Source organism: Streptomyces sp. I05A-00742 (genome assembly GCF_013055795.1).
Classification (GTDB): Bacteria; Actinomycetota; Actinomycetes; order Streptomycetales; family Streptomycetaceae; genus Streptomyces.
The window spans coordinates 1-24,218 of the sequence record NZ_JABETO010000050.1; the positions used below are offsets into that span (position 1 = coordinate 1).

Here is a 24,218-nt window from a genome sequence, read left to right on the forward strand (position 1 = left end):
CGCGCGGTCTGCTCCGCAGACACGACGCGCCGCCGCTACGCGGCGGACAAGAGCCGCGCTCCGCGCGGCTCTTCGGGCCCTCTGGGCCCGAATGCCGGTCAACTCCGTTGCCCGGCGGCCGAATTCGCTCCGCGAATTCGGCCTAGATGGAGTTCGCTCCGCGAACTCCATAAGGCTGGCTACGCGGTGGGGGGCCGCCGTCCGAATCTGGCGACCCGTCCATTTAACTGACGTTGCGTCAGAGTGTCGCTACCAGGATGCAAATACATCTTATTTAAAAGGTGATTCAATTAGGAATTGAACTCGAATGGCAGGCTAAATTTTTACTGCCTAATGCTGCATTGTGAGCATCTCATGCCGCAAACCCCACACTGGTCAGATACTCGTACTGACCCCACTGGCTTCCGAGATCCACGATCTGCTCGACCCAGGCATCATCCAGCGCCCGGCTGTCCCCCCGCGCCCACGCCTGCACGATGGCATCCCATTGACGGATATTCAAAGTACGGTATTCCAGCACGCGTTGCCGGGGCGAAGGAACCTCCGACTGATTCAGCGGATGAATCTCAACCCGCGTACCACGGCCGCTACTGTTCAGACGGCCCAAGAGATAGCGTGCCACGTTGTTGCGGCGCACCGTCCGGTAGGCGTTCTCGATGCGCTCCACGCTCTTCTTGGACGGAGTGCGCTTCCCGTCCAGCCACGCTTTGATGGTGCGGTCTGTTGCCGTCAGTCCGGCCTCGCGTGCAGCGGCGCGGGCGTGCTCGGTGCGGGTGAGGTAGCGCAGGCGGGCCAGCAAGCCGCGACGGGTGGTGACCGGTGTGGAGATGAAGCCCGCGAGCGCGTCGAGCCGGCGGGCAACGGCTTCGTGGCCTTTAGTGCCGCGAGCACCGTATTTTCCGAATTCAATGTTGCGCTCTGGCATCCGGGGTTCTCTCTCGCGGTAGACCGTATTCCTCGGATCAAGGACTTCAGAATACCACAAACTCCCTTTTTGGTAGGGGAGTTACTGAGGAATGTCGGTCTCCGGTCACTGTAACGCGCTCTGCTACGGAAAACAGTGCGGGCTCCCGGCCGCAGTCCGGGAGCCCGCACTGTTTTCCGTTTATGGAACCTGCCGGTCGAGCTGGTCGGGTGCCTGCGCTCGGACCGTGCCCTGCGGCTTCCTGCCCCGCCGTGGGTCTACCAGCCGAAGGGTGCCGGCCTCCGAAGCGTGGGCCGGAGTTCAGCCTGGCCGGCCCCGAGATCCGGGGTCGCTGTGGTGCCGGTCGGCCAGGGCGGTGATTCCTGCTGTGGCTGCGGTGGCGAGGTCGGTGATCATGGCATCGTCGACGGGCAGGTTGATGATGTACAGGGCAGACGCCAGGGTGCCGAGCAGCAGCAGGTGGGCCATCGCGGGGGCGACGGCCCCGGCCAGCTCGCCGCGGGCCACGGCCTGTTCGATGATTTCGGCAAAGAGGGCCTGTTCGGCGGCCAGGAAGGTGTCCTGGAACCGCGCGTCCAGTCCAGGATTGACGGCGATCTCGCTGATCAGGGCCGGTGCGAGCTGTCGGGCCGCCGGGGTGGCCATGCGGAGGTGGAACGCACGGACAAGCGCCAGCAGGTCCCCGTGCAACGAGCCGGTGCCGGACAGCGGCGGCAACTGCTGCTCGTACATGGTGGCAGCGAACGCCATCTCGGCCTTGGACGTGTAGCGGCGGTAGATCGCCGCCTTGCCCACCCCGGCGCGCGCCGCGACCTGATCGACGGTCAGTGCCGGGTAGCCGGCTTCGTCGATCAACTCGCGTGTGGTCCGGAGGATCTTGTCATCCACGCGGCTGTCCCGGGGTCGTCCACCCCGTTGCCTTTTCGCTGTCATGCCCGCACTATACGGAACTACAGTATCGGAACCGTGGTTTCGGAGATCACCGGACCCCGCTGCCCAGAGGCAACAGCGATGACGTCGCACCACGTGGCTTCGCGACAAGGACGGAGAACTCGGATGATCAAGTGGGCTGGCTGGATCATCACGTTATTCGGCACCGCACACACGCTCCTTGCCCTGACGGTGGAAAAGGCCGCGCGCCACGCCGGGACATGGTTCAGCGGCGGACTGTGGAGCGAGGACCTCGCCGACATGAGCCCGGCGGGCAGCGCGTACTGGCTGAGCCTGGAAAGCTTCGGCCCACCACTTATCCTGGTCGGCCTGACGGTGCTGTGGCTGGACCGGCGCGGCATCACCCCGCCGGCGTTCATCGCCTGGGCGCTGGGGGTCTGGACCGTCGTCGACGCCGTAGTCCTCCCGTTCACGCCCTGGCCGCTCATCGCGCTTGCGTGCGCCCTGCTGCTGATCGGAGCCCGCCGCGACAACTCCGTACCCAAGGCCGGGCTTCCACGAGCGTGAACACAGGTCACGCCAGTGGCAGGTGGCACGTCGGTATGAGGCTTCCCGGCAGCAAGCACACTGAATCGACAACGCCAGGGCCACATCATTGCTCTCGTGCCGACGGGCAGGGCACGGGTTGGGCCGTCAGCGCGTCGATGACTACGCGTTGTGACAACCGCGGCCAGATAGCCTCTTCCTTAACTGGCCGCGGGCGGGGAATCCGAACTGGCGCTGACGCAGAACCGGACGGAGCTCTCAACCACAGTTCGAAACACCTGCCCCTGACGAAATGATCTCCAAGGTGGTTGGATCACTCCGGGACCGATGGTCCCGGGGGGTGGAGTGGCTCGGCCGAAGCCGTGGGAAGTCGACCACGAGCTGTGGGCGGTGACCTGCGTCGGCCCCGGCACCGCCCGGACGTCGTGCTGGGCGACCGCGGCTACGACCACGGCGCGTACCGCCGTCTCGTCTGGGATCTCGGCGTGATGCCGCTGATCGCCCGCCGGGGCACCGGGCGTGGCTCCGGACTCGGCACCCAACGCTGGGTCGTGGAGCGAGTGTTCGCCCACCTGCACTGGTTCCGCCGCCTGCGGATCCGCTGGGAGGTACGCGACGACATCCAGGAAGCCTTCCTCACCCTCGGATGCGCACTGATCTGCCGGCGACGCCTGAACTCCCGACAGGAGTTTCAAGTCAGGCACGGCCCACATTGACAGCCCGGTGGCCGACCTCAGGTCGGCTTGCGCCACACGGAGATGTGCTTCGCGGAGTCCTGGGTGAACGGAGACCCGTCCCAGTCCGCGACGCGACGTTCCAGCTCGAGCCCAGCGATCCGTGCCATCAGGTCGAGCTCTGCCGGCCAGGCGTACCGGTGCCGGGAGTTGTCGCGGCGGTAGCGGCCGTCGTCGCCGTCGCGGGTGAAGTGGTGCGAGACGAGAATCTGCTCGACCAGATCGAAGGTGTCGAAGCCGAGATGCTGCTCGGAGACATCGAACGGCACCGCGACCTGGCCGGGCGGCAGGATCCGCAGCGGCGGCACACCCAGCTCGATGACGAATCGGCCGCCGGGCTCCAGATGCCGTGCGGCGTTGCGGAAGCACTCGACCTGCTCGTTCTGGGTGAGCAGGTTCGTGATGGTGTTGTAGACGAGGTAGACCAGGGTGAACTCGCCGGGAACGACGGTGGTAGTCATGTCCCCGATGACTACCGGGAGCATGTCCTCGTCGGTCTTGCGCCGCAGCACCGCTGCCATGTGCTCGGATAGTTCGATGCCCGCTACCGGCACGCCGCGTTCCCGGAGCGGGACTGCCACTCGTCCGGTTCCGATGGCGAACTCCAGCGCCCGGCCGTCTCCGGCGAGCTCGGCGAGGAAGGTGAGGGTCGGTCCCAGAACGGCAGCCGAGGACGCTTCGGTCTCCTCGGCGTCGTAGCGGTCGGCGGTCGCACGGGTCCACAGTTCACTGCTCGTCACGGACTGCCACTTTGCCGGGTGCCGAGGGGCGTTGTCGACGCATTTACGTTCTCCGTGGCGCAGCGTGCACCGCCTACAACTCGTCGTCGTTTTCCCATGGCTTCGGCCGGACTGTCCCGTACCCCGGATCTCAGTCCCGGAGTGATCCGGCTACCTTGGAGATCATTTCGTTGACCGATCCCTGTTTCCCCGGGATCGCCGAGACCGCCCACAGCCACTGGCTCGCCCGCCATCCCGCGGTCATCACCCTCACCCACGAGGAACTCGCCGGTCCCGCCTACGGCGGCACCAGTCGGGCGCGCCGCGCCGCTCTGAGCCGCCTGCTCACTGCCACGGGCCGCCCCCGCGAGTTCGCCGCCCTCCCCGCCCCGCATCCCGGTCACCCCCACCTGCGCATCGGGCACGCGACCCGGCACTTCGGCCCCCAGCACGAACGTCTTCTCCGCGACCATCCTCATCTGAAGGCGCGCTCCCGCTGATTCGAGGAACTGTTGGCCCGTCCGTAGGATCGGAGGATCAGAACTCGGGTTGTCCTGGGCTGTCTTGCTTTGTGCGCATGCCGGTTTCCGGGGGGATCGCACCGGCGCGAACGCTCTTGACGACCTCGTTCGGTCCTGCGCTCCTCCAGCGTCGTCCGCGATGGCCAGGCCGTGCTGACGCTGGGCGACGAGGGTGCCGGGAAGACCGCCGTGGGGTTTCTGCCGGCCTGTGCCGGCCGGCAGGTGCCGGCCGGCGGCCGCGTGCGGTGCGGGCAGGGCCCGGGGTGTCCGGCGGGTGTGGTCATGCGTCGGTCGGTACGCCCGCGTTGGTGAGGATCTCGCGGGCCGGGAGGGCGACGCTCTGGGCGGCGGTGAGGCCGGTGGCTGTCAGGTGGGCGTCGGCGATCCGTAGTCCGGTCGCGTATCCGGCGAAGTCGGGGAGGCCCACGGGCTGGTGGCCCATGTGCTGGGCGGTGGCGTCGCCGAAGACGTAGGGGGGCAGGTTCTGCATGCCGGCCAGGTCGATGTGGGTGGTGATCTTTGTGTAGGCGGCGTCGAGGGCGGGGCCGGTCAGGGCGGTTGTCCAGGGGCCCATGGCTGTCTCGTCGGCCAGTTCCCGTACGAATGCCTCGGCCAGTCCTTCGGCGACGACCTGTTCGCCGACGGTGACGGTTGCCGGGTTCCAGGTCACGTTGGCGTAGCGCACGTTGTGGTGGAGTTCGTGGGCGGCGGCGTGGGTGATCCTGGCGAGGCTCGTCTCGGTGGGCCACATCACGAGCAGGATGGCGCCCGGGAAGCCGCCGAGGCCGAAGTAGCCGGAGCTGCGGGTTGTCAGGTGGTCGTCGTCGGGGTTGCCGAGTACCAGGACGACGTCGAGGGTCTCGGCGTGGGCGGTGCCGGGTGCTGCCGCGTCGATGCGCTGCCAGGCGGTGGTCAGGGAGTCCTCGATCCGGCTCCACACCTGTGCGTCCTGCATCTGGCGCAGGGCGGGCAGGTATCGCCGGTCGTCGTGGTCGATGCGGAAGCCGCTGCCCAGCTGGTGCATCTGGACGAGGTCCGCATCGCCCGTGACGGACATCGCGCTGCGCAGCGGGCTGAGTATGTCCCGGAGGGCGTCGGGCCGCTCCTGGAGGGGGTGCTGGAGGAGGTCGAGCATGGCGGATGCCGTGTCGTGAACAACGATCTTCATGAGTGGGGACCGTAAACGTTCTCGTTACGTGAGGGTCGAATCGTGTCTGCTGGGAGCAGCGGGGGTGGGTGGGGTGGGGTGGGGTCGGTTGCTGGTTGTTGGGGTGTCAGGTGTTCTGTTTGCTTGGTTTCTTCGAGGGCGGGGTTGTTTTTCCTTTGGGGTGTCCGGGGTTTGCCTTTGTTTCTTAGACGCCGGGGCGCGGGGGTGCCTGGGAAATGAAGTTCTGGCCGGTGGTGTGGCCCCGAAGTGGGCCTGATCGCGGCGGGGGTCAACGCGCGGATGGCCGCCCTGCGCAGGGGCCGCTCCACGGTGCCGGAGGACGGGCACGTGGTCGTTCTCGGCTGGTCCGAGCAGGTGTTCACCGTGGCGGCCGTGCCGGTCGTCGCCAACGCCAACCAGCGGCGGGCGGCCGTCGCCCTGCTCGCCGACCGGGCCGGGACCGCCGTGGAGGACGCCCGGCACCTCAAGGTCGGGGCGGCCGGTGGGACGGACCAGGCTCATCTGCCGCAGCGGATCCCCCACCGGCCCGGCCGTCCTGGCGCGCGTGAGCCCGCGCACCGCGGCCGCCGTCCTCGTCCTGCCCCGTGACGAGCCCTCGGGGGACGCCGAGGTGGTCAAGACCCTCCTGGCCCTGCGGACGGCGGCAGGCGACGGCGGCCCCTGGGTGGTCGCGGCGGTGCGCGACGCCCGCCGCCGTCTCGCCGCCGCCCCGGCCGCCGGCGCACGCGGCACCGTGCTGGAGACCGACGAGATCACCGCCCGGCTCATCGTCCAGTGCGCCGCCGGCCCGGGCTGTCCCTGGTCTGCCAGGACCTCCTGGACTTCGCGGGCGACGAGTTCCACACCGTCGCCGAGCCCGCGCTCACCGGCCGGACCTTCGGCCAGGCCCTCCTGGCCCACCCGGCGTCCTGCCCCGCGGGACTCGTCCGCGGCGGCCGGACCCTGGTGTTCAGCCCGCCTCCGGACGCCGTGATCGCCGCCGGTGGCCGGATCGTGGTGGTCACCCGCGACGACGGCACCGCCGTCGTGGCCGAACCCCCGCCGGGCGTCGAGGAGAACGCGATCGCACCCCCGCCGCCGCACGCGCGGCAGGGGCCGGAACGGGTCCTGCCGCTGGGCTGGAACCGGCGCGCCCCGCTCATCCCGGTCAGTTGCGCCGCTGCACCGCGCCGGGATCCGCCGTCGACGTCGTCGCCGACGGCACACCCGCGACGAGTACGGCCGTGGAGTTGGAGTCGGCCGGCGCCGCCGTCGGCCCCGGTCTGTCCGTCGCCCTGCACCCCGGCGACCCCACCCGCCCCGAGACCGTCGGCCAGGTCGGCGCCGCCTCCTGCGACAGCGTCACCGTCCCGGGCCCGGGCCCGGCCCCGGCCGTCACCACGACGAGCCGGACGGCCACAGCCTGGTGACCCTGTTGCTGCCGCGCGCTGGAACGCCGGTGCGGGCGCGAACTGCCCGTCGTCAGAACCTGTGTTCAATCCGCCCTGCCCGTCCACGGGGGGAGGTCCGCCAGCTGACGAGTTCGGGCTGTCGGACGTGAGCGCTAGCGTGTGCGGCTATGGCTGACATCTTTGAACTCATGCTCACGTTGGACCTGCGTGACGAACTGTCGGAGGACGAACTCGCCGAGCTCCGATGGCACCTTGGGCTGGGCCCCCAGCCGGAGGTCCTCCGGATCGTGACCGATTTTTCGTTTGTGGTGGAGGATGATCAGGGGGAACTCGTCGTCGAGGACCATCCTGAGCCTCTTCTGAGCCGCCACGGCGAGGCATCCAAGGTGGACGGGGCACTTGTCTCAGTCCTGCTGCGCAAGCAGGACACCCGGCGTGATGCCTGGGCCCTGACGAGCCGGCAGGAGATCCACCCCGACGACTTCGAGCGCACCGGCGAACTCCTCACCTGGCTCGCGAACAAGGCCGGCGACTTTCACCGGCGCCCCGATGGCAGCGTCGACCTGGGATGGATCCGGTTCCATGAAGAGCGCCGGCCCGAACCGCTGGTGGTGCGTGACGGCGTCGTCATCTGGCCGTCGTAGCCGGATCTTCAGCCGACCGGTGCTGGATCTTTGCCGACCGGTTCCGGTTCACGTACGCCTCGCGGTAACGGTTCCACGAACGGCACCGCTTCCCCGCATCTTTCCGGGTCCGCCACTGACCCGCCGTGGCGAGGTTCTGGAAACACGTTGTCAGGGGTCCGGGCGGTCCGTCTCCCGGGTGAGGGCGAGCAGGGCCATGTCGTCGCTGATGCGGCCGCCGCTGTGCCGGGTGACGTCGGCGAGCAGCATGTCCAGCAGTGCGCCGGGGCCGGCGGCCTCACGGCCGGCCAGCGCGGTGACGGGGTCGTAGAAGACACCGGCGCGGTCGCGCGCCTCGGTGAGGCCGTCGGTGTACAGCAGGAGGGTCGCACCGGGCGGGAACGGCACCGCGTCGATGCGGTCCTCGTCCGCCCCCAGCTCCGCCAGCGCCAGCGGGAGGGCGGGCTCGGACGGCTCCAGGACGCGTACCGCACCGCCGTCGAGCAGCAGGGGCGGCGGATGGCCGCGGTTGACCAGCCGCAGTCCGCCGCCCGAGGGCGCGATCTCGGCCACGACCGCGGTGACGAACCCCTCCGTGCGCTCCCACCCCGTACGCCGCAGCGCCTCGCGCCGCAGAGCCCGGTCCAGGCGGGCCGCGACACCCACGAGCGCGGGCTCCTCCTCGGCCGCCTCCCTGAACGCCCCCACCGCCACCGCCACCGCCTTGACCGCCTCCATGCCCTTGCCCCGCACATCACCGACCACGCACCGCACCCCGTAAGGGGTGTCCTGCACGCCGTACAGGTCGCCGCCGATCTGCGCGTCGCGGACCGCCGACCGGTAGCGCACGGCGACCCGCAGGCATCCGACCGAGGACGGCAGCTCCGGCAGCACCGCACGCTGCACCGCCAGGGCGATACGGCGCGCGGACCGCAGCCGCACCTCGCTGTAGTGCATGAGCCGGTTGACGAGCACGGCCAGGGCCGAGACAGTCGCCACCGCCGCCAGCTCGCTCCGGCCGCCCGAATCCTCCAGAAAACCGAAGTGGCTGAGCAGCGCGAAATCGGCGAGGCAGGCGCCGATGCCCGCCAGAACCGTCGCACGCAGCGACAGCAGCGCGGCAGCCGTCATGGGGGCAGCCGTGTAGAACGCCTCGGCACTGAAGTGCGGCGAGGTGCTGTAGTCGAGAAGAGCGCCGCCGGCCAGCAGGAGGACGGGCAGCAGCTGGAGGCCGGCCAGGCACCCGCGCCCGGCGGTGGTACGCCGCGCGCTCGGTGCCCTCACGTGCCCGCTCCCGCTCCCGCTCGTGCGATGCCGTCCAACGAACACGCACCAGCATCGTCGCGCGGGCGTGCGGCTGCCAGTCGGAGGGCCGGGGGGCGGAGGGCGGGGGGGGTGTATTGGAGGCGACGTGTCTGGGGCGGGGCCGGGGGGCGGGCCCTCAGAGGTGGGTGTCCGGCGCGGGGCGGTGTGCGGCGTGGGCATCCGGGCCGGGCGGGGCGGCACCGGGTCGGAGCGCGTTGCGGTGGCGCCTGGGCCGGGGCTGCGGGAGAAGGCTGTCGCCGGACGGGGACGGGGCGGGCGGTGGGTGGGTGGGCGGGGTGCGTATGTGAGCGTGGGGGCGGCTGGGCGTGGCAGCTGGGCTATGCGGGGCTGCCCGGGTGTGCGGCGGCCCTGGCGGTGTGTGGCGGCCTGGTGGTGAAGGGGGGTTCGGGTGCGGGGTGGATGACGGTCCGGGACCGGTCCTTCCGGGGAAGGCGGTTGCGGCCGCCGCCCGTCGTGACCGTTCCTGGTCCGCTGCTGCGGCAGCAGAGCGGCGGGGTGGGCGGAAGCTGCAGCCAGGCGGCGGCGCCCGCCGAGGCGGTGGTCGTGGGCGGCCGGGCTGGGGCGGGGACGGTCCCGGGGGCCGCCGGTGCCTCCCGTGTCCGGGGCGGCGGGGGTGGCGGTCGGCGGAGGCTCCTCGTTTCGGCGTCCGGTATCCGGTCCGGCCGGGCGGGGGCCGGTTGTTCCATCCCTCCCCTGCTGTTCTGGGGCCTTTTGCCTTTCTGATGGGCCGTTCGCCGTCCGGGGGCGGGCGTGTACTCCCCGCCCCCGGGCGCAGTCGTCCCGGTGACGGCCGGTCCGGCCGGCCGCGTGCCCTGCCCGGCGGGCGTCAGGCGTGGGAGTGACGGCCGTGGCCGTGCGTGTGCCGGCCGAAGGTGAGGCGGTGCAGGGCAAGGACGATGACGGAGCCGATGATCGCGGCGATCCAGGTGGAGAGGTGGAAGAAACCGTTGATCGAGTCGACGCCGAAGATCACCTTGCCGAGGAAGCCGCCCAGCAGTCCGCCGACAATGCCGATCAGCATGGTCACCAGGACACCACCGGGGTCCTTGCCCGGCATGAGGGCTTTGGCGATCGCTCCGGCGAGCAGACCGATGACGGCCCACGCGAGAATTCCCATGATGTGTCCCTCCTTGTCAGTAGGTGCAAGGCGCCTAACCTGCTCTTCCCTCGGCAAACAAAGGTCCCGGCAGTGACGTGCGCCTGACCCCCGGCGTGCGCCCTCCTCCGCTCCCCCGCGCCGGTGGGTGAGGTGGCGGGCGGTGCGGGGTGGGTGGGGCGGCATGGTGTTTGGCCGGGTAGCGGTTTCGTCTCGGGCCCTTCGGGCCCAGGGCGGCCGGCCACGCGGAGCGGGGGCGGGGGGCCGGTTGTGTGGTTGCGGGTGGGTTGTGGTGGCGGTGGGGCGGGGTCGGTGGGCGGTTTACATGGCGGGTGCTTGGCCGTCCGCCCCCGTTTCGTCGTTGCGCGCACGCCAAAAACCCGCCGGCTGGGGCGAGGAGGGTGGACCGGGGGTGCGGGGCCCTGCTCCCGTGCCAGTGGTCGATCCGGGGCTGTTCTTCCGCCGGGCCGGACCGAAAACCCGCCCCGATCCACCAGTTGACCCGCATCCCCGCCTCACCGGCCCCACGTGCACCAGGGGACCCGGCCCCTTGCACCGTCGGCCGGTTTTCGGGCGCGCGCAGCGACGAAAGAGGTCGACGGCCGGGCACCTGCCGCCCCCACCCCGGCCCGCCCGGGGCGCGTACCCGAAAACCGGGCCCGGCCCCCGCTCCGCGTGGCCGGCCGCCCTGGGCCCGCAGGGCCCGAGACGAAACCTCTCGCCGGGCCAAGCACCATGCCGCCCCACGGGTCCCGCAGGCCTCAGACACCGGCCACCGGCCGCCGCACCACCCCCCGCAGCGCGTCGGACGCCCCGTCAGGGGCCGTCGCAGGCCGTCGGGGACGGGTGGGGCACCCAGGCGTGCGGGGGCGTGGCGGGGGTGGTGCAGGATGACTTCTCGCGCCGGGTCACCTCCACGACCTGGTGTGATCGGGATCCCTCGGGACAGGCAGGTACAACAAGGTGACGAATCATTACTCCGGGTTTTGGGCGGCGTACTGCGCCCTCGTCCCGTCCTCCGGGACGCAGGGAGGATGCCGGTGACCCGGGACCTGACACTGCACGACGTCATCGCCGCCGGCATCGCGGTGGCCGCGGGGCTGGCCGCGGCCCTGGTGCTGCGGGTGATCCTGCGCTGGCTCGCGGAGCGGGCCCGCAGGACCCGCTGGAGCGGGGACGACGTGATCGTCGACGTCCTGCGCACGCTCGCGCCCTGGGCGGCGGTGGCGGCCGGTGTGGCGGCGGCGGCCGCGGCCCTGCCGCTGAGCCGTCAGGTCGGGCACACCGTCAACCAGGTACTGACGGCCGTGGTCATGCTGACCGCGACGTTCACCGCCGCCCGCGTGGTCAGCGGACTGGTGCGGACGGTGACGCAGTCCAGATCCGGTGTGGCGGGATCGGCCACGATATTCGTCAACATCACGCGCATCACCGTCCTGGCGATGGGCTTCCTCGTCCTCCTGGAGACCCTGGGCATCTCCATAGCCCCGCTGCTCACCGCGCTCGGCGTGGGCGGTCTGGCCATCGCCCTGGCCATGCGCGACACCCTGGCCAACCTCTTCGCCGGCGTGCACATCCTCGTGTCCAAGACGGTCCAGCCCGGCGACTACATCCGGCTCAGCAGCGGCGAGGAGGGCTACGTCGTCGACATCAACTGGCGCAACACCGTGGTGGAGGAGCTGTCGAACAACCTGGTCATCATCCCCAACGCCCAGCTCGCCGGCACGAACATGACCAACTTCAGCCGGCCCGAGCAGCAGCTGACCGTCACCGTGCAGGCGGGCGTCGGCTACGACAGCGACCTGGAGCACGTCGAGCAGGTCACCAACGAGGTCGTCGAGAGCGTGATGCGGGACATCAACGGTGCCGTCCCCGACCACGAGCCGGCCGTGCGCTTCCACACCTTCGGCGACTCCCGGATCGGCTTCACCGTTATCCTCGGTGTCGGGGAGTACAGCGACAAGTACCGCATCAAGCACGAGTTCATCAAGCGCCTGCACCAGCGCTACCGCGCCGAGGGCATCCGCATCCCCGCCCCGGCCCGTACCGTCGCCCTGCAGCAGGGCGACGGTACGGAGCCCGTGATCCCGCACCCGCGCACCTCGTCGTCCGGCAGCGCGTCGTCCGCCGGCGCGGGAGGCCGTCCGGCGTCCCGGGCGGCCTCCCGCCCCTGACCGGCGCACACGGTTCGGCACCGCCGGCGCCGACGCACCGCCGGCGCCGACGCCGGCGGGTCGACGCGGCCGGGGACGGGTACGCCGGGTGCGGGTGGGTGCGGCGGGTGCGGGTGGGTCAGCAGGTGCCCAGGTCCTGCCAGACGCCCCATTCGCCGGTGGTGCCGGGCTCGTCGCCCTGGGTCCACCACTTGGCCTTCCAGGAGTGCGCCTTCCAGGAGACGGTCGTCCCGCCCGTGTAGACCGCCGTCCTCTCCCACGCCGGCGCGGTGCAGGAGCCCCCCGTCGGAGTGGAGGTGGGGGTCGGGGTTCCCGTAGGGGTGCCGGTGGGCGTGCCGGTCGGGGTCGGGGTGGGGGTGGGGCCGCCCGGGTCGGTGACCGTCGTGCCGCGGGCCAGGTCGCCGGCCAGGGCCCAGGTCTTCCCGCCGAAGCTCACGCTCCAGTTGGACGGGGTGGACGTCGGCAGGTAGTAGACCAGGTCCAGGACGGCGGTGGCGCCCGGGGCGAGCGGCTGCGAGGCGGGGAGCTTCACCGAGGTGCGGTGGTAGTCGCCCTTGAGGCCGCCGATGTTGTGGGGGGCGGTGTGGTCGCTGCGGATGACCTTCAGCCCCCACCCGGACTGGTCCCTGGCGTTGCCCGGCGCGGAGGCCGCGTAGTCGAACTGGAACTCCGTGCCGCCGGGCAGCGTGGCCCTGGTGCGGTTGGTGATGCGGACCTTGGGGTTGATCGGGTAGTTGCTGTCGCCCAGCGGGAAGCCGGTCCAGCTCACGTCCACGTCGAGGGCCTGGGAGGGCAGGTCGGTGGTGGCCCGGCGGGCGCCGTAGGCAGGGGCGGAGGCGAACGCGTCGTGCAGGACGCCCGTCAGCGTCCCGCCCGCCTCGTACTGGCCCTTGGCGGCGTTCCAGCCGTAGTCGCCCGCCAGTTCCCAGATCATGGTGCCGCCCAGGCCCTTGTCCACCACGTACTGGGCCTTGGCCTTCACCGACTGCTCGTCCTCCGTGGAGAGGAACACCTTCGTGCCCGCGTTCCACAGCCACGGGGCGGTGAGCGTCGCGTCGTAGTGCCGGCCGTAGGTGCCGGGCGGTTTGGTGCCGGCCGGGAAGCCGTAGCGGGTGAGGTAGTCCCCGGCGATGCCCTTCTCCAGGTTCTTGGCGTGCCACATGGGGTTGGAGCCGCCCGGTGACTCCTTGCCGGCGTCGTCCTTGTCGTGCCAGAGATTGTCGATGCCCACCGCGCCGTCCCCACACGTGGTCAGCCCCGAACCGGCCGGACAGGACGTCGACTTGGCGGTGCCCCACAGCCCGTCGGTGCCGCCGGTGACGTTCTTCCAGCCGCGCGTGTAGTACGGCAGGCCGAGGTTGATGCGGCCCGCGGGCAGCGCGCCGCGGAAGTAGTGGTAGGCCCAGTCGCCGTTGAGGTAGCCGATGCCGCCGTACTGGGGGGTGGTGTAGACGCCCCACCGGGCGAGTTCGGCGTCCTTGCCGTCGTCGTACAGCGCGGCGTTGGGGCCGACGAACTCGTTCCAGGCGCCGTGCAGGTCGTAGGACATGACGTTGACGTAGTCCAGGTACTTCACGGACTGGTACGTCTCCATGCCGCGCAGCAGGTAGCCGGAGGAGGGCGCGGCGACGGAGAGCAGGTAGTGCGTGCCGTCGGCGGCCCCGGCCCGGTCGAGGCGTTCGCGCAGGGTCTTCATCAAGGCGGCGTAGCCCTGGTTGAGGCCGGCGCGGCGGGCGTTGGCGATCGGCCAGTCCCTGGGGTGGCCGGCGTCCTTCATCGAGGTGGGGTACTCGTAGTCGATGTCGAGGCCGTTGAAGCCGTACTTCCTGAGGAAGGTGACCGCGGAGTCGGCGAAGGTGTCGATGCCCTGCTGGTTGACCGAGCCGTCGGCGTTGGTCGCTGTTTTGTAGAAGCCGCCGGAGTCGACGCGTGTGCCGTTCTCGTCGAGGTAGCCGCCGCTCTCCGCCCAGCCGCCGACGGATATCAGGGTCTTCACCTGCGGGTGCTGTTTCTTGAACTTGTTCAGCAGGTTGAAGTGGCCCCGGTAGGGCAGGGCGGGGTCCATCTCCGCGCCCTTGACGCCGGGCCAGGTCATGCCGGTCGCGGGGTTGGCGGTGCTGTCCGCGCCGACGGAGATCCGGTCGTCGGGCCCGATGTGCGCGAAGGCGTAGTTGAGGTGGGTGACCTTGTCCCAGGGGATGTCCGGGGCGAGGTAGGCGGGGGTGCCGTCCTTGCCGGTGCGCCAGCCGGTGAAGTAGCCGATGACGCGCCGCTGGTGGCCCGGGCCCATCTTCTCGCGCCCGGCGGTGTCGTAGACGGTGCAGTACGGGACGTCGACGCCGGGCGTGGTGTACAGGCCGTCGGGCCGGCAGGCGGCGTGGTCCTCGGCGTGCGAGGCGGTCGCCTGGACGGTGCCGGCCAGCAGGGCCGCCAGGGCGGCGCCGGCCGCGGCCACGGCGGCCGGGCGGCGGACGCGGGTGGGGGTGCGGGGACGGGTGGGGGTTTGGGTGTGGGGGGCGGGGGTGGGTCTCCTGTGGGGGAACAGGGAGCGGAGCAACACGATCGGTCCTCCAGGCGGGGGGCTCGGTGGAGCGGGTGGGGGGTGTGCGTCGTGCCGTGGCCCGTGGTGTGCACGTGTGTGTGCGCACCGGTGGGCCGTACTCCTCGGAGGTGTGGCAGAGGCTAAAAGGACTAGACCAGTGCGTCAATAGGTGTGGACCAATACTCCCCGCCCGGGGCCGGCCCGGCCCCTTCCCGGCCCGCTGCCGTCTTCCTGCGCACCGCCGATTCCTGCGCGCGACGGGGCCGGTGCGGCGGCTCGCCCCGGGACGGCATTCGCCGGAGAGGGCCGGGGCCCCGGAACGGCATCCGCCGGAAAGGGCCGGCCGAACGCGGCGGCAGCGGGAGGCGGCCCGGCTCCTCCCTGGACGCGTCACCCCTCACTGCCTGTCGCTGCCGTCGCGCCGCTGCCTGCTGCCTGCTGCCTGCTGCCTGCTGCCTGCTGCCTGCCGAGGGTTCGCCATCTTGCCGCCGGGCCGCGCGGTGACGGCCGGGCGTCGGGCGTGCTGCGGGTGGGGGCGGTGGGGATGCGCTGTTGGGGTGCTGCGGGGGTGGTGCGGGGGTGGCGCTGCGGCCAGCGCGGGTCCAGCCGGTGCGGGTCCAGCCGGACGAGCTCGGGGCGGGGCCCGGAGCGAGAACGGGAGCGGGGAGGCCGGACGGGTTCCGGCAGGTACCGGCCGGCCGCCAACGGCCGGGCCTGACCGAGTGGTTGCCCAGGCAGTGAGACCGGTGGCTGTGGGACCGGTGGGGCGGCATGGTGCGTTGTTGACTGATGGTTTCGTCTCGGGCCCTGCGGGCCCACAGCGGCCGGCTACGCGGAGCGGGGGCCGGGGGCCGGTTGTTTGGCTGCTGGTGCTGGGTGGCTGGGGTGAGGGAGGCGGGGTCGGTGGGCGGTTTACGTGGCGGGTGCCCGGCCGTCGACCTCTTTCGTCGTTGCGCGCGCCCAAAAGCCGCCTGACTGTGTAAGGGGCCGGGCTGCTGGTGCGTGTGGGATCAGTGGGGCGGGGAGGGGGGTCAAGTGGTGGATTTGGGCGCGTTTTCGGCCCGGCCTGCCGGAAAAACCGCCCCGATCCGCCACTGACACGGGCAGCAGGGCCTCGTACCCCGGGCACCGGCCGTGCGACGGCGCCGGACCGCAGCACCCGCCCCCTTCTCGCCCCAGCCGGCGGGTTTTTGGCGTGCGCGCAACGACGAAACGGGGGCGGACGGCCAAGCACCCGCCATGTAAACCGCCCACCGACCCCGCCCCACCACAACCCACCCGCAACCACACAACCGGCCCCCGCCCCCGCTCCGCGCAGCCAGCCGCCGTGGGCCCGCAGGGCCCGACACGAAACCTCTCGCCAGCGGAGCACCATGCCGCCCCACCAGCCCTGAGCCCTCACCCCAGCCGCCACGCATTCCGCACGCAACGACCGGCCGCCACGCCCGCTCCGCGTAGCCGCCCGCCCTGGGCCCGCAGGGCCCGAGACAAAACCGCTACCCGGCCAAGCACCCTGCCGCCCGCCCCACCCACCCCGCACCACCGGTGCAGGGCCCGGGCGGAGGCGGGCCGGGCAGGTGAGGGGTCAGGAACGCGGTTCGCCGGCGGAGTGGTCGGCGCGCTGGGCGTTCTTCTCCTTGATGCGCAGTGCTTCCTTGCGGACCTCGGCCTGCGTGGCGCGTTCGCGCTGGAGCCACTGGGGGCTGTCCTTCTTCAGCGCGTCGATCTCGTCCGTGGTGAGGGCCTCGGTGATGCCGCCCCGGGCGAGGCCCGCGATGGAGATGCCGAGCTTGGCCGCGACCACCGGCCGGGGGTGGGGGCCGTTGCGTCGCAGTTCCTGCAGCCACTGGGGCGGGTCGGCCTGGAGCGCGTTCAGCTCGTTGCGCGAGACGACACCCTCCCGGAACTCTGCGGGGGTGGCTTCGAGGTACACACCCAGTTTCTTCGCCGCGGTCGCGGGCTTCATCGTCTGGGTGGTCTTGTGCGACGTCATGCTGTCAAGAGTACGTGTGCGATTCGTGCATTCCCGACCGGTAGCCTGGGCGGGTGACAGGCACGCAAGACTCCCCTTCGTTCCGGCTCGCCTACGTCCCGGGGGTGACACCCGGCAAGTGGGTGCGGATCTGGAACGAACGCCTGCCCGACGTCCCCCTGACCCTCGTGCCGGTGTCCGCCGCCGAGGCGCCCGGCGTACTGCGCGAGGGCGGCGCCGACGCGGGCCTGGTCCGGCTGCCGGTCGGCGGGACGGACCTCTGCGCGATCCCCCTCTACGCCGAGACCACCGTGGTCGTGGTCCCCAAGGACCACGTCGTGGCGGCGGTCGACGAGGTGTCGGCCGCGGACCTGGCCGACGAGATCGTGCTGCACCCCCTCGACGAGACCCTCGCATGGGAGCAGCGGCCCGGGCAGCCCGCGAAGGAGCGCCCGGCCACCACCGCCGACGCCGTCGAGCTGGTGGCGGCGGGGATCGGGGTGCTGCTCGTGCCGCAGTCCCTCGCCCGGCTGCACCACCGCAAGGACCTCACCTACCGGCCGGTGCCGGACGCCCCCCAGTCACGTGTCGCGCTGTCGTGGCCGCAGGAGCGGACCACCGACCTCGTGGACGATTTCATCGGGATCGTCCGCGGGCGGACCGTCAACAGCACCCGCGGACGCAGGCCCGCCCCCGCGCCCGCGCCCGCTTCCGACCGGGCCGAGCAGCGGCGCTCCGGTACCGGGGCTGCCCGGCGCACCGGCGCGGGAGGCGCGTCGGCCGGCCGGGGTGCGGGGGCCGGGGCGGGCTCGCACAGTGGGTCCGGCAAGGGTTCGCGGGGCGGTTCCGGCGCGGGCTCCCGCGGCAGTTCCGGCAAAGGCTCGCGGGGCGGTTCCGGCGCGGGGAAGAGCGGCAGGCGCGGCAAGCCGGGCCGTCGTTCGTAGGCCGCGGGTACGTTCGCGGGCGGGGCCGGCCTGTGCGGGCCCCGGTGTGTCTGCTGCTGCGGGCTGCCGTCTGCGGCTGAGGCTCGGGGACGACGGGCCGGCGTCCGGTGCGTCCGCTGCGTCCGGTGCGGGGCGGCTGGCGGGGTGGTGCCGGGGCGCCGGCGGCAGGTGACCGTGTTCCGGGGTTCGTCCTGCCGTGTGCGGGGCGCGGGACGGTGCGGCCGTGAACGCTCAGGCCGGATGCGCCCGGGATGGGGGTGTGTCGTTCTGGTTCGTCCGGCCGGGGGCCGGCAGGCCCGGCAGGGCGGGCGGTCATCCGAGCGGTGAGGTGCTGGTTCACGGGGCTCGGCAGGGGCTCGGCAGGGCAGCGGGGGGCCGGGCCGGCTCTCGGCGCGGCTCTTGCGGCGGTCAGCGGCCCGGTCCGGGGGCGGGCGGGGGTGCCGGGCCAGGATGCTCCCAACGGTGGTGGTGGTGAGCGCTGCTGCGGCCGGTGGTGTTCCGCGGCGCGGCGGCGTGTTCGCGTGCGGGTGCCTGGGCGGTTCGGGCCGGTGCTCGTGCCGCGCCGGTGACTTGGAGGCGGGTCGCCTGCGGTCCTGGCCCCGGGGACGGCGCGTGTTTGCGTGCAACCGACTGCAGCGGTGTCCTCCGGTGCCCGTGGCGAGGCCGTCGTGGTGACTTCCGGTGGCAGATGGGCGGGTGGGTGGTCCGGCGCAGGTTTCACGGGCAGGAGGGTGGTGGTCGTCGAGGGTGCCCCTGCCTGCCGGCTGCCCTGGCCGGCACCGGCTTCACGGGCGCTCGTTGCGGGTGGCGGCGTTGCGCGAACCACGCGCTCGTCGTCCGGGCGGGCTCGCCGACGTCGCACCGTGCCGTGCTGGGCTGGGCTGGGCTGGGCGATGTGTGCCCGTGCCGTGCTGCCGGCGGCCGCTTGCCGGGCTCGGGCGCATCGGCCGCGCCGGCGGCCGCTTGCCGGGGGCCTCTCCCCCGGGGCCGGGCGGCCCTCCCGGACAGGCCGCCGAGAGGCATCGTCGCTGCTGCGGGCGAGGGGCCGCCCCGCCCGCGGTGACCGGCCGTCCTCGTATGCGCGGATTACGCGCGGGGTCCGGGCGGGCCGGTGTCACCGTCGCGCTGCCGGCGCGGGGAGAGTGCGTGCGGGCCGGTGTCGTGGGATGTCGCCGCGGCGCGGTCCCGGGGCTGCCGGGGTGTCAGTTCTGCGTCTGCGGGACGGCCTGGATGTCGAGTTCGATCCGGATGGTCGCGCCGATCATGGCGATGCCCCGCTGGATCATCGACTTCCAGTTCAGGGTGAAGTCCTCGCGGTGCAGTTCGGTGGTGGCCGAACAGGCGGTGCGCGTCTCGCCCATGATGCCGGTGCCGATGCCCAGGTAGCGGGTGTCGAGGGAGACGTTGCGGCTGACGCCGTGCAGGTTCAGCACGCCCTGGACCGACCAGCGCGGGCCGCCGCGGTGGACGAAGCGGTCGCTGGTGAACTGCATGTAGGGGTACTGGGCCACGTTCAGGAACTCCGCCGAGCGCAGGTGGTCGTCGCGCTGGCGCACGCCGGTGTCGATGCTCGCCGTCTCGATCACCACGTCCAGGCGCGAGTCCTCCAGGCGTTCGGCGACCCACAAGGTGCCCTCGAACCGGTTGAAACGGCCATGGACTTCGGCGAGTCCGATGTGCCGGGCGATGAAACGCACCGCCGTGTGGTCCGCGTCGATGCGCCACGGCCCCGGGGCGGGCGTGGCGGCCGCCGGCGCCGGTTCCATCGCCACCGTCTCCAGCGGCGTGCGGGCACCGGCCGTGCACACGAGGGTGCGGCGCACCGGCCGGAACCCCTCGAACGTCACCGCNCGTGTGGTCCGCGTCGATGCGCCACGGCCCCGGGGCGGGCGTGGCGGCCGCCGGCGCCGGTTCCATCGCCACCGTCTCCAGCGGCGTGCGGGCACCGGCCGTGCACACGAGGGTGCGGCGCACCGGCCGGAACCCCTCGAACGTCACCGCCAGGACGTACTCGCCCGGCGCCATCGTCGCCGAGAACCTTCCGTGCGGATCGGTCTGGCCCCGCAGGACCTCCCGGCCGGCCGCGTCACGGACCGAGATCTCCGCGCGGTGCAGCGGCAGTTGCACCGGATCCAGCACGAGACAGTCGAACGCGCCCGCTCCCTGGGGCAGCCGGACGCCGCCCTGTCCGGGGGAGCTCTTGTAACGGCGCAGCAGCGCGAGGGCCATCCCGGCAGGACCTTTCTCCAGGTGAAACGTTCATGCAGTACACCATCACATCGGGCTGCACCGAGGCAAAACGGTCCATCGGCCGGAAAGGGAATCTATGCGGCGGGGTGTCTTTTATGGGGCGGTCTCTCAGGGCCCGGACCGCGCTGGTCCGGGGCGGTGGTGCCGGGGGCATGAGCCCGGGCCGGGCGTGGCCGCGGGGGCTGCCGGGGGCCGGGCTGGCTGGGGCGAACGGTCGTCCGTGCGCGCGTGGCCCCGGGGGTGGTCCGGGCGGCAGCCACCGGGAGGGCGCGAGGGCCCGACGGGTCCGGGCGGGTCTGCACGGACGGCACGTGTGCTGCCGCGGACGGAGGCGGGAACAGGACGTGCGGGAAGGGGGGCCGGGGTGCGGGTCCGGAGTGCGGGTCCGGAGTGCGGGTCCGGAGTGCGGGTCCGGAGTGCGGGTCCGCGCCGCCGCCGGGGCACCCGGGCGGGTGCCGGCTGCCGGGCGCGGCCCCGCCGGTGCCGCGCCCCGGCCGGGAAGCGAGCTGCCCGGTGGCCGGGGCGGCGGACGAACCGGGGCGGACGGGCGACGGGGCGTCAGCGCTTGGGAGGCTTGACCCAGCCCTTCTTCACCAGCTCGTCGCAGTGCCACTTGGCGTACGAGGCGCTCTCCCCGTGCTTCTTGGCCGCGCCCAGACAGTCCGCGTACGGGTACGGCGGCTGGTCGGCCGGCACGGCCCGCGCCGGCCGCGCGGGAACGTCCGGGGTCTGGGCCGCGGCAGGCAGGGACACGAGGCCGACCGCGATGACCGCGGCCGGAAGGACACTCATCCGGTACACAGCATTCCTCCGCTCTCTCCGTCTTCCAGGGACAGGCCTGTCATCGCTCAACGAGCCCGGCAGACGGGAGAAACGCCCTGGCCCACCGTTGCGTTCGAACAGACGCAGCCCGCACACCGCGCAGACAGCGCCGGGCCGAGGGGCGGGGTGCGGCCGGGGGCCACCGCACTGCACGGAGGGCGCGGACCGCCGTCTGCGCAGACCTTCGGGCGGCACGGGCTCGTACGGCCCGGGACGCCGGGGTGCCGGGGTGTCCGGGGTGTCGGGGTGTCGGGGAGGGTGTTGCGGCGGGCCGGGTCGCGGGGTGCCGTCCCGTGCGGCGGGACGGGATGGGAAGGGGCGGGCGGGGTACGTCGCAGTGGTACGTCGCTGCCGCCGGCGGCGGTACGGGCACAGGGGCGCTTGGGGCGGCCGGCCGGCGACGGCCCGTCAGGGGCTGTGGCCGGCACGGGCGGTGGTGCGGTCGCCGGGGCGCGGTCGGCGGTCGTCATCCGGCCAGGGCGGGGCCGGTGGTGCGGGGGTGCATGGTGGCCAGGACGTCGTCGCGGTCGTACAGGACACGTCGTCCTTCCTTGCGGCGGCCCCAGTGATGGGTGCTGGCCAGCCAGTAGACCGTGCCGGAGGCGATGTGCCAGTGGGCGGAGATCTGCTGGGCGGTCAGTCCCGCGCCGCGGGCCGGGCGGGTGCGGCCGGTGCCCAGGGTGTGCCACGCCTCCGGCGACCAGGTGTGCCGGGGGTCGGCGGAGCAGACGACGGCGGCCTCCCCCCAGGGGCCGCGAGGGCCCAGACGGGCGGCCAGCCGGCCCTCGCATCCCGGCCGGACGCAGGCACCGACGGGTAAGGAGCGGTCACGGTGGCCGGACAGGACCGACCAGGCGGACCTGACCAGCTCGCCCGTCTCCTCCGCGAGGTCCGCTGCCGCCGTATGGGTGGCCAGCCAGCCGGCGTGGCGGGTGAGGAAGGCGGTGAGCGCGGCCGTCTCGCGCGCCGGAGCGCCGACACGGCGTTCCTCGCAGACCAGGGCGGCCCAGCCGGCCAGGACGGTGCGTATGTCGTCTCTGACGTCCAGGGCACGGGTGTTGAGCGGGATGCCGGGGGAACCGCGTTCGCTGACCTTCTCCACGATCCTGCGGGAGTAGGTCAGGGCGTGGGCCAGTTCCTCGTAGAGCGATCCCAGGAGGGCCAGGTTCCTGACGATACGCCGGCGGGCCGGGGCACCGTGCCCGCCGGAGACGGCACCGGCAGCGGAGGCAGGGGCGGGGGCGGGCATGGGGGCGGGTGCGGGGGCGGTGGTGTGCGGCATCGAGGACTCCTTGGCGGGTGGCCGGTTCTCAGGGCGGGTGGACACCGAGCGTGCAGGGCCCGGCTACCGGGCCGGTACCGGTCGGTTCCCGCTCCGCTCCCCCGCCCGCATCACGCCGGCATGACACCGGCATGACGTCGGCCTCGCCCGGGCACCGTTCCGGCGTCGGCCCTGCGTCGGGCCTGCGCGGGGGCGGTGTTGGTGCGGTGTGCGTCCGGGTGCCCGGGCGGGAGCGGACCGGTCCCGCCGGCGGGCCGCCGTTCCCACGTCAAGGCGTCCTTGACACCGGGCTCTTGGAGCCAAGACGATGCTCACCACGCTGGTGCCCTGCGCCCTGCATCCCTTGTCCCCGGCGTTCACCGCCGGGACGGCAGCGCGCAGCAAGGCCCGGTCCCCGCCCCTGTGCCGCAGCGCTGCGGACAGACGTCTCGTGCCTGTGCGGCCGGCGGGCTGCGCAGACCGCGAACCCTGTGGAGGCCGCCACCGCCAAGGCCCGGTGAGCGGGCCGAGTGCAGGGCCGCCGGTTGCTCTGCGGCGGGAAGCTGACCGGTGGAGCGGGCGGGCCGTTTCCCGGCCGGGGCCAGGACGCTCTCCCCTCCCCCGGCCGCCCGTCACACACCCCTGGGCGGGCACCGGAACTGCTGCGGGGGGGATGGGCTGTTGCTGTCACGGGTGCCCGGCCACTGTATCCCCCTCCCGCATCGTCGTAGTCATCGTCGTGGTCATCGTTGTGGTCCCTGCGCCGGGCCGTGAACCCGGTACCCCTCCCGCATCCCGGGAGCGTGCACTGTGGGTGGCCCCTGTGACGCAGGCGTGCCGGGGCGGGGCGGCTCCTGCGGTGTGCGCTGCCTCTGCGGTGTGCGCCGGCCGGGGCGGGTGGGCTGCCGCCGGAGCGGTTCGGCGGCACTCTCCGCGCCGGGCCTGCCGGCCGGGCCCCGCCTGCCCGTCTGCCGTCTGCCGTCTGCCGTCTGCCCGTACGGTGCTCGTCGAGTGTGCGGCCTGGTGGTTCTGGGTGCGCCGGCGCGGCGTGTGCGGGCCGCGGGCGGCGGGGATTTTGACGGGGGCGGGGCACGGTCGGGAGGTTCGCGGTGTGTGCCCCAGGGGCCCCGGGTGAGAGCGGTGGGGGCGGGCGGGGTTGAGCGGTCGTCACCGGTCCGTCGGGGGCGTCCCCGAGTCCGTCCACGGCCCGCCGGGGCGCCGGGCCGCCGGGGTCCTGTCGTCGTACCGGCCCGACGCCCTGCCGCCCTGCCGCCGGGGCGTCGTGGCTGTTCGTCGGCCGGTCCGGCGGTCGGGCCGTCCGCTCACGCACACGAAGGCGAGGACAGTCATGGCAGGAGAGGGCCGTCGCGAGGCCGCGCACACCGTTACCGTGCGCGCTCCCGCCGAGCGGGTGTACGCGCTGGTGGCGGGGGCGGAGGACTGGCCGCGGATCTTCCCGCCGATGGTGCACGTCGAGTGCGCCGAACGGGCCGGCCGCCGGGACGTGATCCGGGTGTGGGCGATCGCGGACGGCACGACGCGCGGGTGCGTCGCGCGCCGCGTCCTAACGCCGGAGCGCGGATGCATCCGGTTCCGGCAGGAGGTTCCCCCGCCGCCCCTGGCCTACCTGGGCGGCCGGTGGATCGTCGAACCGGTCTCCCCCCGGTCGTGCCGGGTGCGGCTGCTGCACGAGTTCCGGGCCGTCGACGACGATCCGCGGCAGCTCGCACGGATCGTCGAGAGCGTCGGGCGCCGGGCCCGCGCCGACCTGCGCGCACTGCGCCACAGCGCCGAACTCGGCTGCCACGGCGATGAGTTGCTGCTGTCCTTCGAGGACACCGTCCGCATCGGCGGTTCGGCCGACGACGTGTACGCCTTCGTCCGCGAGGCGCAGGTGTGGTCGGAACGGCTCCCGCCGGTGGCAGGAGCAGCCCTGCACGAAGGGCCGGTACGAGGACGCACCGCGTGCGCGCGGGACCAGGCGGCCGGGCACGGGGCGGGTGGGGGGACGGCGTTCTCGGCCCGGGTGTGTTTCCCGCCGCGGCGCATCGTCTACAAGCAGACGCGGCTGCCCGCGCTGATGAGCCTGCACACCGGCAGCTGGATGTTCGCGCAGTGCGCGGGGACGGTGACGGCCACCTCCCGGCACACCGTGGCCGTCGACCCGGCCGGCATCGGCGCGGTGCTGGGCCGCGGCGCGGGCATCACCCAGGCCAAGGACGTCATCCGCGGTCTGCTCGGGGCGAACAGCCGGATGACACTGCGGTCCGCCAAGGAGTACGCGGAGGCACGCTGCCTGCGGTGACCCACCCC

General features: G+C 72.7%; 19 protein-coding genes and 3 pseudogenes. 10 read left to right on the top strand and 12 right to left on the bottom strand.

All coding sequences use genetic code 11. The annotated features are described in order from the left end of the window. Window positions 1-352 precede the first annotated feature (352 nt). Together HN013_RS29065 and HN013_RS29070 are read right to left on the bottom strand one after the other, a co-directional pair. Window positions 353-925, bottom strand: a complete 573-nt coding sequence (locus HN013_RS29065) for a transcriptional regulator (RefSeq protein WP_171171503.1) — start codon at window positions 923-925, stop codon at window positions 353-355. Between the two features lie 300 nt (window positions 926-1,225). Continuing rightward, window positions 1,226-1,813 carry a TetR/AcrR family transcriptional regulator gene (locus HN013_RS29070; RefSeq protein ID WP_171171505.1) on the bottom strand — a complete coding sequence of 196 codons (588 nt, stop codon included), beginning with the start codon at window positions 1,811-1,813 and terminating at the stop codon, window positions 1,226-1,228. Window positions 1,814-1,981: 168 nt separating this feature from the next. On the opposite strand from HN013_RS29070, the gene HN013_RS29075 reads away from it, so the two are divergent. Together HN013_RS29075 and HN013_RS29080 are read left to right on the top strand one after the other, a co-directional pair. Further along, entirely contained in the window at window positions 1,982-2,383 is a 402-nt protein-coding gene (locus tag HN013_RS29075; protein ID WP_171171507.1) for a DUF6463 family protein, read from the top strand. Window positions 2,384-2,766: 383 nt separating this feature from the next. Then, window positions 2,767-3,078, top strand: a pseudogene (locus HN013_RS29080) (transposase); the annotation flags it as partial. Between the two features lie 17 nt (window positions 3,079-3,095). Here the strand turns inward: HN013_RS29080 and HN013_RS29085 are convergent. Further along, window positions 3,096-3,836: a class I SAM-dependent methyltransferase gene (locus HN013_RS29085; protein ID WP_171171511.1), complete on the bottom strand. Its 741-nt coding sequence runs from the start codon at window positions 3,834-3,836 to the stop codon at window positions 3,096-3,098. A gap of 170 nt (window positions 3,837-4,006) precedes the next feature. Between HN013_RS29085 and HN013_RS29090 the strand changes: the two genes are divergently transcribed. Beyond that, window positions 4,007-4,315, top strand: a complete 309-nt coding sequence (locus tag HN013_RS29090; protein ID WP_171171513.1) for a hypothetical protein — start codon at window positions 4,007-4,009, stop codon at window positions 4,313-4,315. Between the two features lie 301 nt (window positions 4,316-4,616). Here HN013_RS29090 and HN013_RS29095 read toward each other — a convergent pair whose 3' ends face one another. Next, on the bottom strand, window positions 4,617-5,504 hold the full coding sequence (locus HN013_RS29095; protein ID WP_171171515.1) for a DUF2268 domain-containing protein: 888 nt from the start codon (window positions 5,502-5,504) through the stop codon (window positions 4,617-4,619). 246 nt (window positions 5,505-5,750) lie between these two features. Here HN013_RS29095 and HN013_RS33420 point away from each other — a divergent pair, with 246 nt between their 5' ends. The 4 genes and pseudogenes from HN013_RS33420 (at window position 5,751) to HN013_RS29105 (ending at window position 7,539) form a co-directional block, all read left to right on the top strand. Further along, window positions 5,751-6,092 carry a hypothetical protein gene (locus tag HN013_RS33420; protein ID WP_249375550.1) on the top strand — a complete coding sequence of 114 codons (342 nt, stop codon included), beginning with the start codon at window positions 5,751-5,753 and terminating at the stop codon, window positions 6,090-6,092. 186 nt (window positions 6,093-6,278) lie between these two features. Continuing rightward, window positions 6,279-6,470, top strand: a pseudogene (locus HN013_RS33425) (hypothetical protein); the annotation flags it as partial. A 185-nt stretch (window positions 6,471-6,655) separates the two neighbouring features. Further along, window positions 6,656-6,913 carry a hypothetical protein gene (locus tag HN013_RS33430; RefSeq protein ID WP_249375560.1) on the top strand — a complete coding sequence of 86 codons (258 nt, stop codon included), beginning with the start codon at window positions 6,656-6,658 and terminating at the stop codon, window positions 6,911-6,913. A 149-nt stretch (window positions 6,914-7,062) separates the two neighbouring features. After that, complete coding sequence (locus HN013_RS29105) at window positions 7,063-7,539, top strand: hypothetical protein (protein WP_171171517.1); 477 nt, start codon at window positions 7,063-7,065, stop codon at window positions 7,537-7,539. Between the two features lie 150 nt (window positions 7,540-7,689). Here the strand turns inward: HN013_RS29105 and HN013_RS29110 are convergent, their stop codons facing one another. Further along, on the bottom strand, window positions 7,690-8,802 hold the full coding sequence (locus HN013_RS29110) for a PP2C family protein-serine/threonine phosphatase (protein WP_171171519.1): 1,113 nt from the start codon (window positions 8,800-8,802) through the stop codon (window positions 7,690-7,692). A gap of 868 nt (window positions 8,803-9,670) precedes the next feature. Continuing rightward, window positions 9,671-9,961 (bottom strand): GlsB/YeaQ/YmgE family stress response membrane protein, encoded by a 291-nt coding sequence (locus HN013_RS29115; RefSeq protein ID WP_171171521.1) that lies wholly within the window; start codon window positions 9,959-9,961, stop codon window positions 9,671-9,673. A 1,019-nt stretch (window positions 9,962-10,980) separates the two neighbouring features. Here HN013_RS29115 and HN013_RS29120 point away from each other — a divergent pair. After that, window positions 10,981-12,114, top strand: a complete 1,134-nt coding sequence (locus HN013_RS29120) for a mechanosensitive ion channel family protein (protein WP_171171523.1) — start codon at window positions 10,981-10,983, stop codon at window positions 12,112-12,114. A 118-nt stretch (window positions 12,115-12,232) separates the two neighbouring features. On the opposite strand, the gene HN013_RS29125 is transcribed toward HN013_RS29120, so the two are convergent. Both HN013_RS29125 and HN013_RS29130 read right to left on the bottom strand, forming a co-directional pair. After that, window positions 12,233-14,569 (bottom strand): chitinase C-terminal domain-containing protein, encoded by a 2,337-nt coding sequence (locus tag HN013_RS29125; RefSeq protein ID WP_312018748.1) that lies wholly within the window; start codon window positions 14,567-14,569, stop codon window positions 12,233-12,235. A 1,672-nt stretch (window positions 14,570-16,241) separates the two neighbouring features. Next, on the bottom strand, window positions 16,242-16,649 hold the full coding sequence (locus HN013_RS29130; RefSeq protein ID WP_171171525.1) for a DUF5997 family protein: 408 nt from the start codon (window positions 16,647-16,649) through the stop codon (window positions 16,242-16,244). Between the two features lie 53 nt (window positions 16,650-16,702). Here HN013_RS29130 and HN013_RS29135 point away from each other — a divergent pair, with 53 nt between their 5' ends. Next, window positions 16,703-17,572, top strand: coding sequence for a LysR substrate-binding domain-containing protein (locus tag HN013_RS29135; protein WP_171171527.1), 870 nt, complete (start codon window positions 16,703-16,705; stop codon window positions 17,570-17,572). 1,202 nt (window positions 17,573-18,774) lie between these two features. Here HN013_RS29135 and HN013_RS29140 read toward each other — a convergent pair. The 4 genes and pseudogenes from HN013_RS29140 to HN013_RS32495 all read right to left on the bottom strand — a co-directional run bounded on the left by HN013_RS29140 (window position 18,775) and on the right by HN013_RS32495 (window position 21,926). Continuing rightward, the gene (locus HN013_RS29140; RefSeq protein WP_398980963.1) at window positions 18,775-19,419 is read right to left on the bottom strand and encodes a YceI family protein; all 645 of its coding nucleotides are present in this window, start codon (window positions 19,417-19,419) and stop codon (window positions 18,775-18,777) included. Between the two features lie 127 nt (window positions 19,420-19,546). Continuing rightward, window positions 19,547-19,801: pseudogene (locus HN013_RS34260) on the bottom strand (carboxypeptidase-like regulatory domain-containing protein); the annotation flags it as partial. Window positions 19,802-20,380: 579 nt separating this feature from the next. Beyond that, a complete protein-coding gene (locus HN013_RS29150; protein ID WP_171171529.1) occupies window positions 20,381-20,614 on the bottom strand; it encodes a hypothetical protein in 234 nt (77 codons plus the stop codon). Window positions 20,615-21,110: 496 nt separating this feature from the next. Next, complete coding sequence (locus HN013_RS32495; RefSeq protein WP_212764950.1) at window positions 21,111-21,926, bottom strand: hypothetical protein; 816 nt, start codon at window positions 21,924-21,926, stop codon at window positions 21,111-21,113. Between the two features lie 1,327 nt (window positions 21,927-23,253). Between HN013_RS32495 and HN013_RS29160 the strand changes: the two genes are divergently transcribed. Further along, on the top strand, window positions 23,254-24,210 hold the full coding sequence (locus HN013_RS29160) for an SRPBCC family protein (protein ID WP_171171530.1): 957 nt from the start codon (window positions 23,254-23,256) through the stop codon (window positions 24,208-24,210). Window positions 24,211-24,218: the final 8 nt, after the last annotated feature.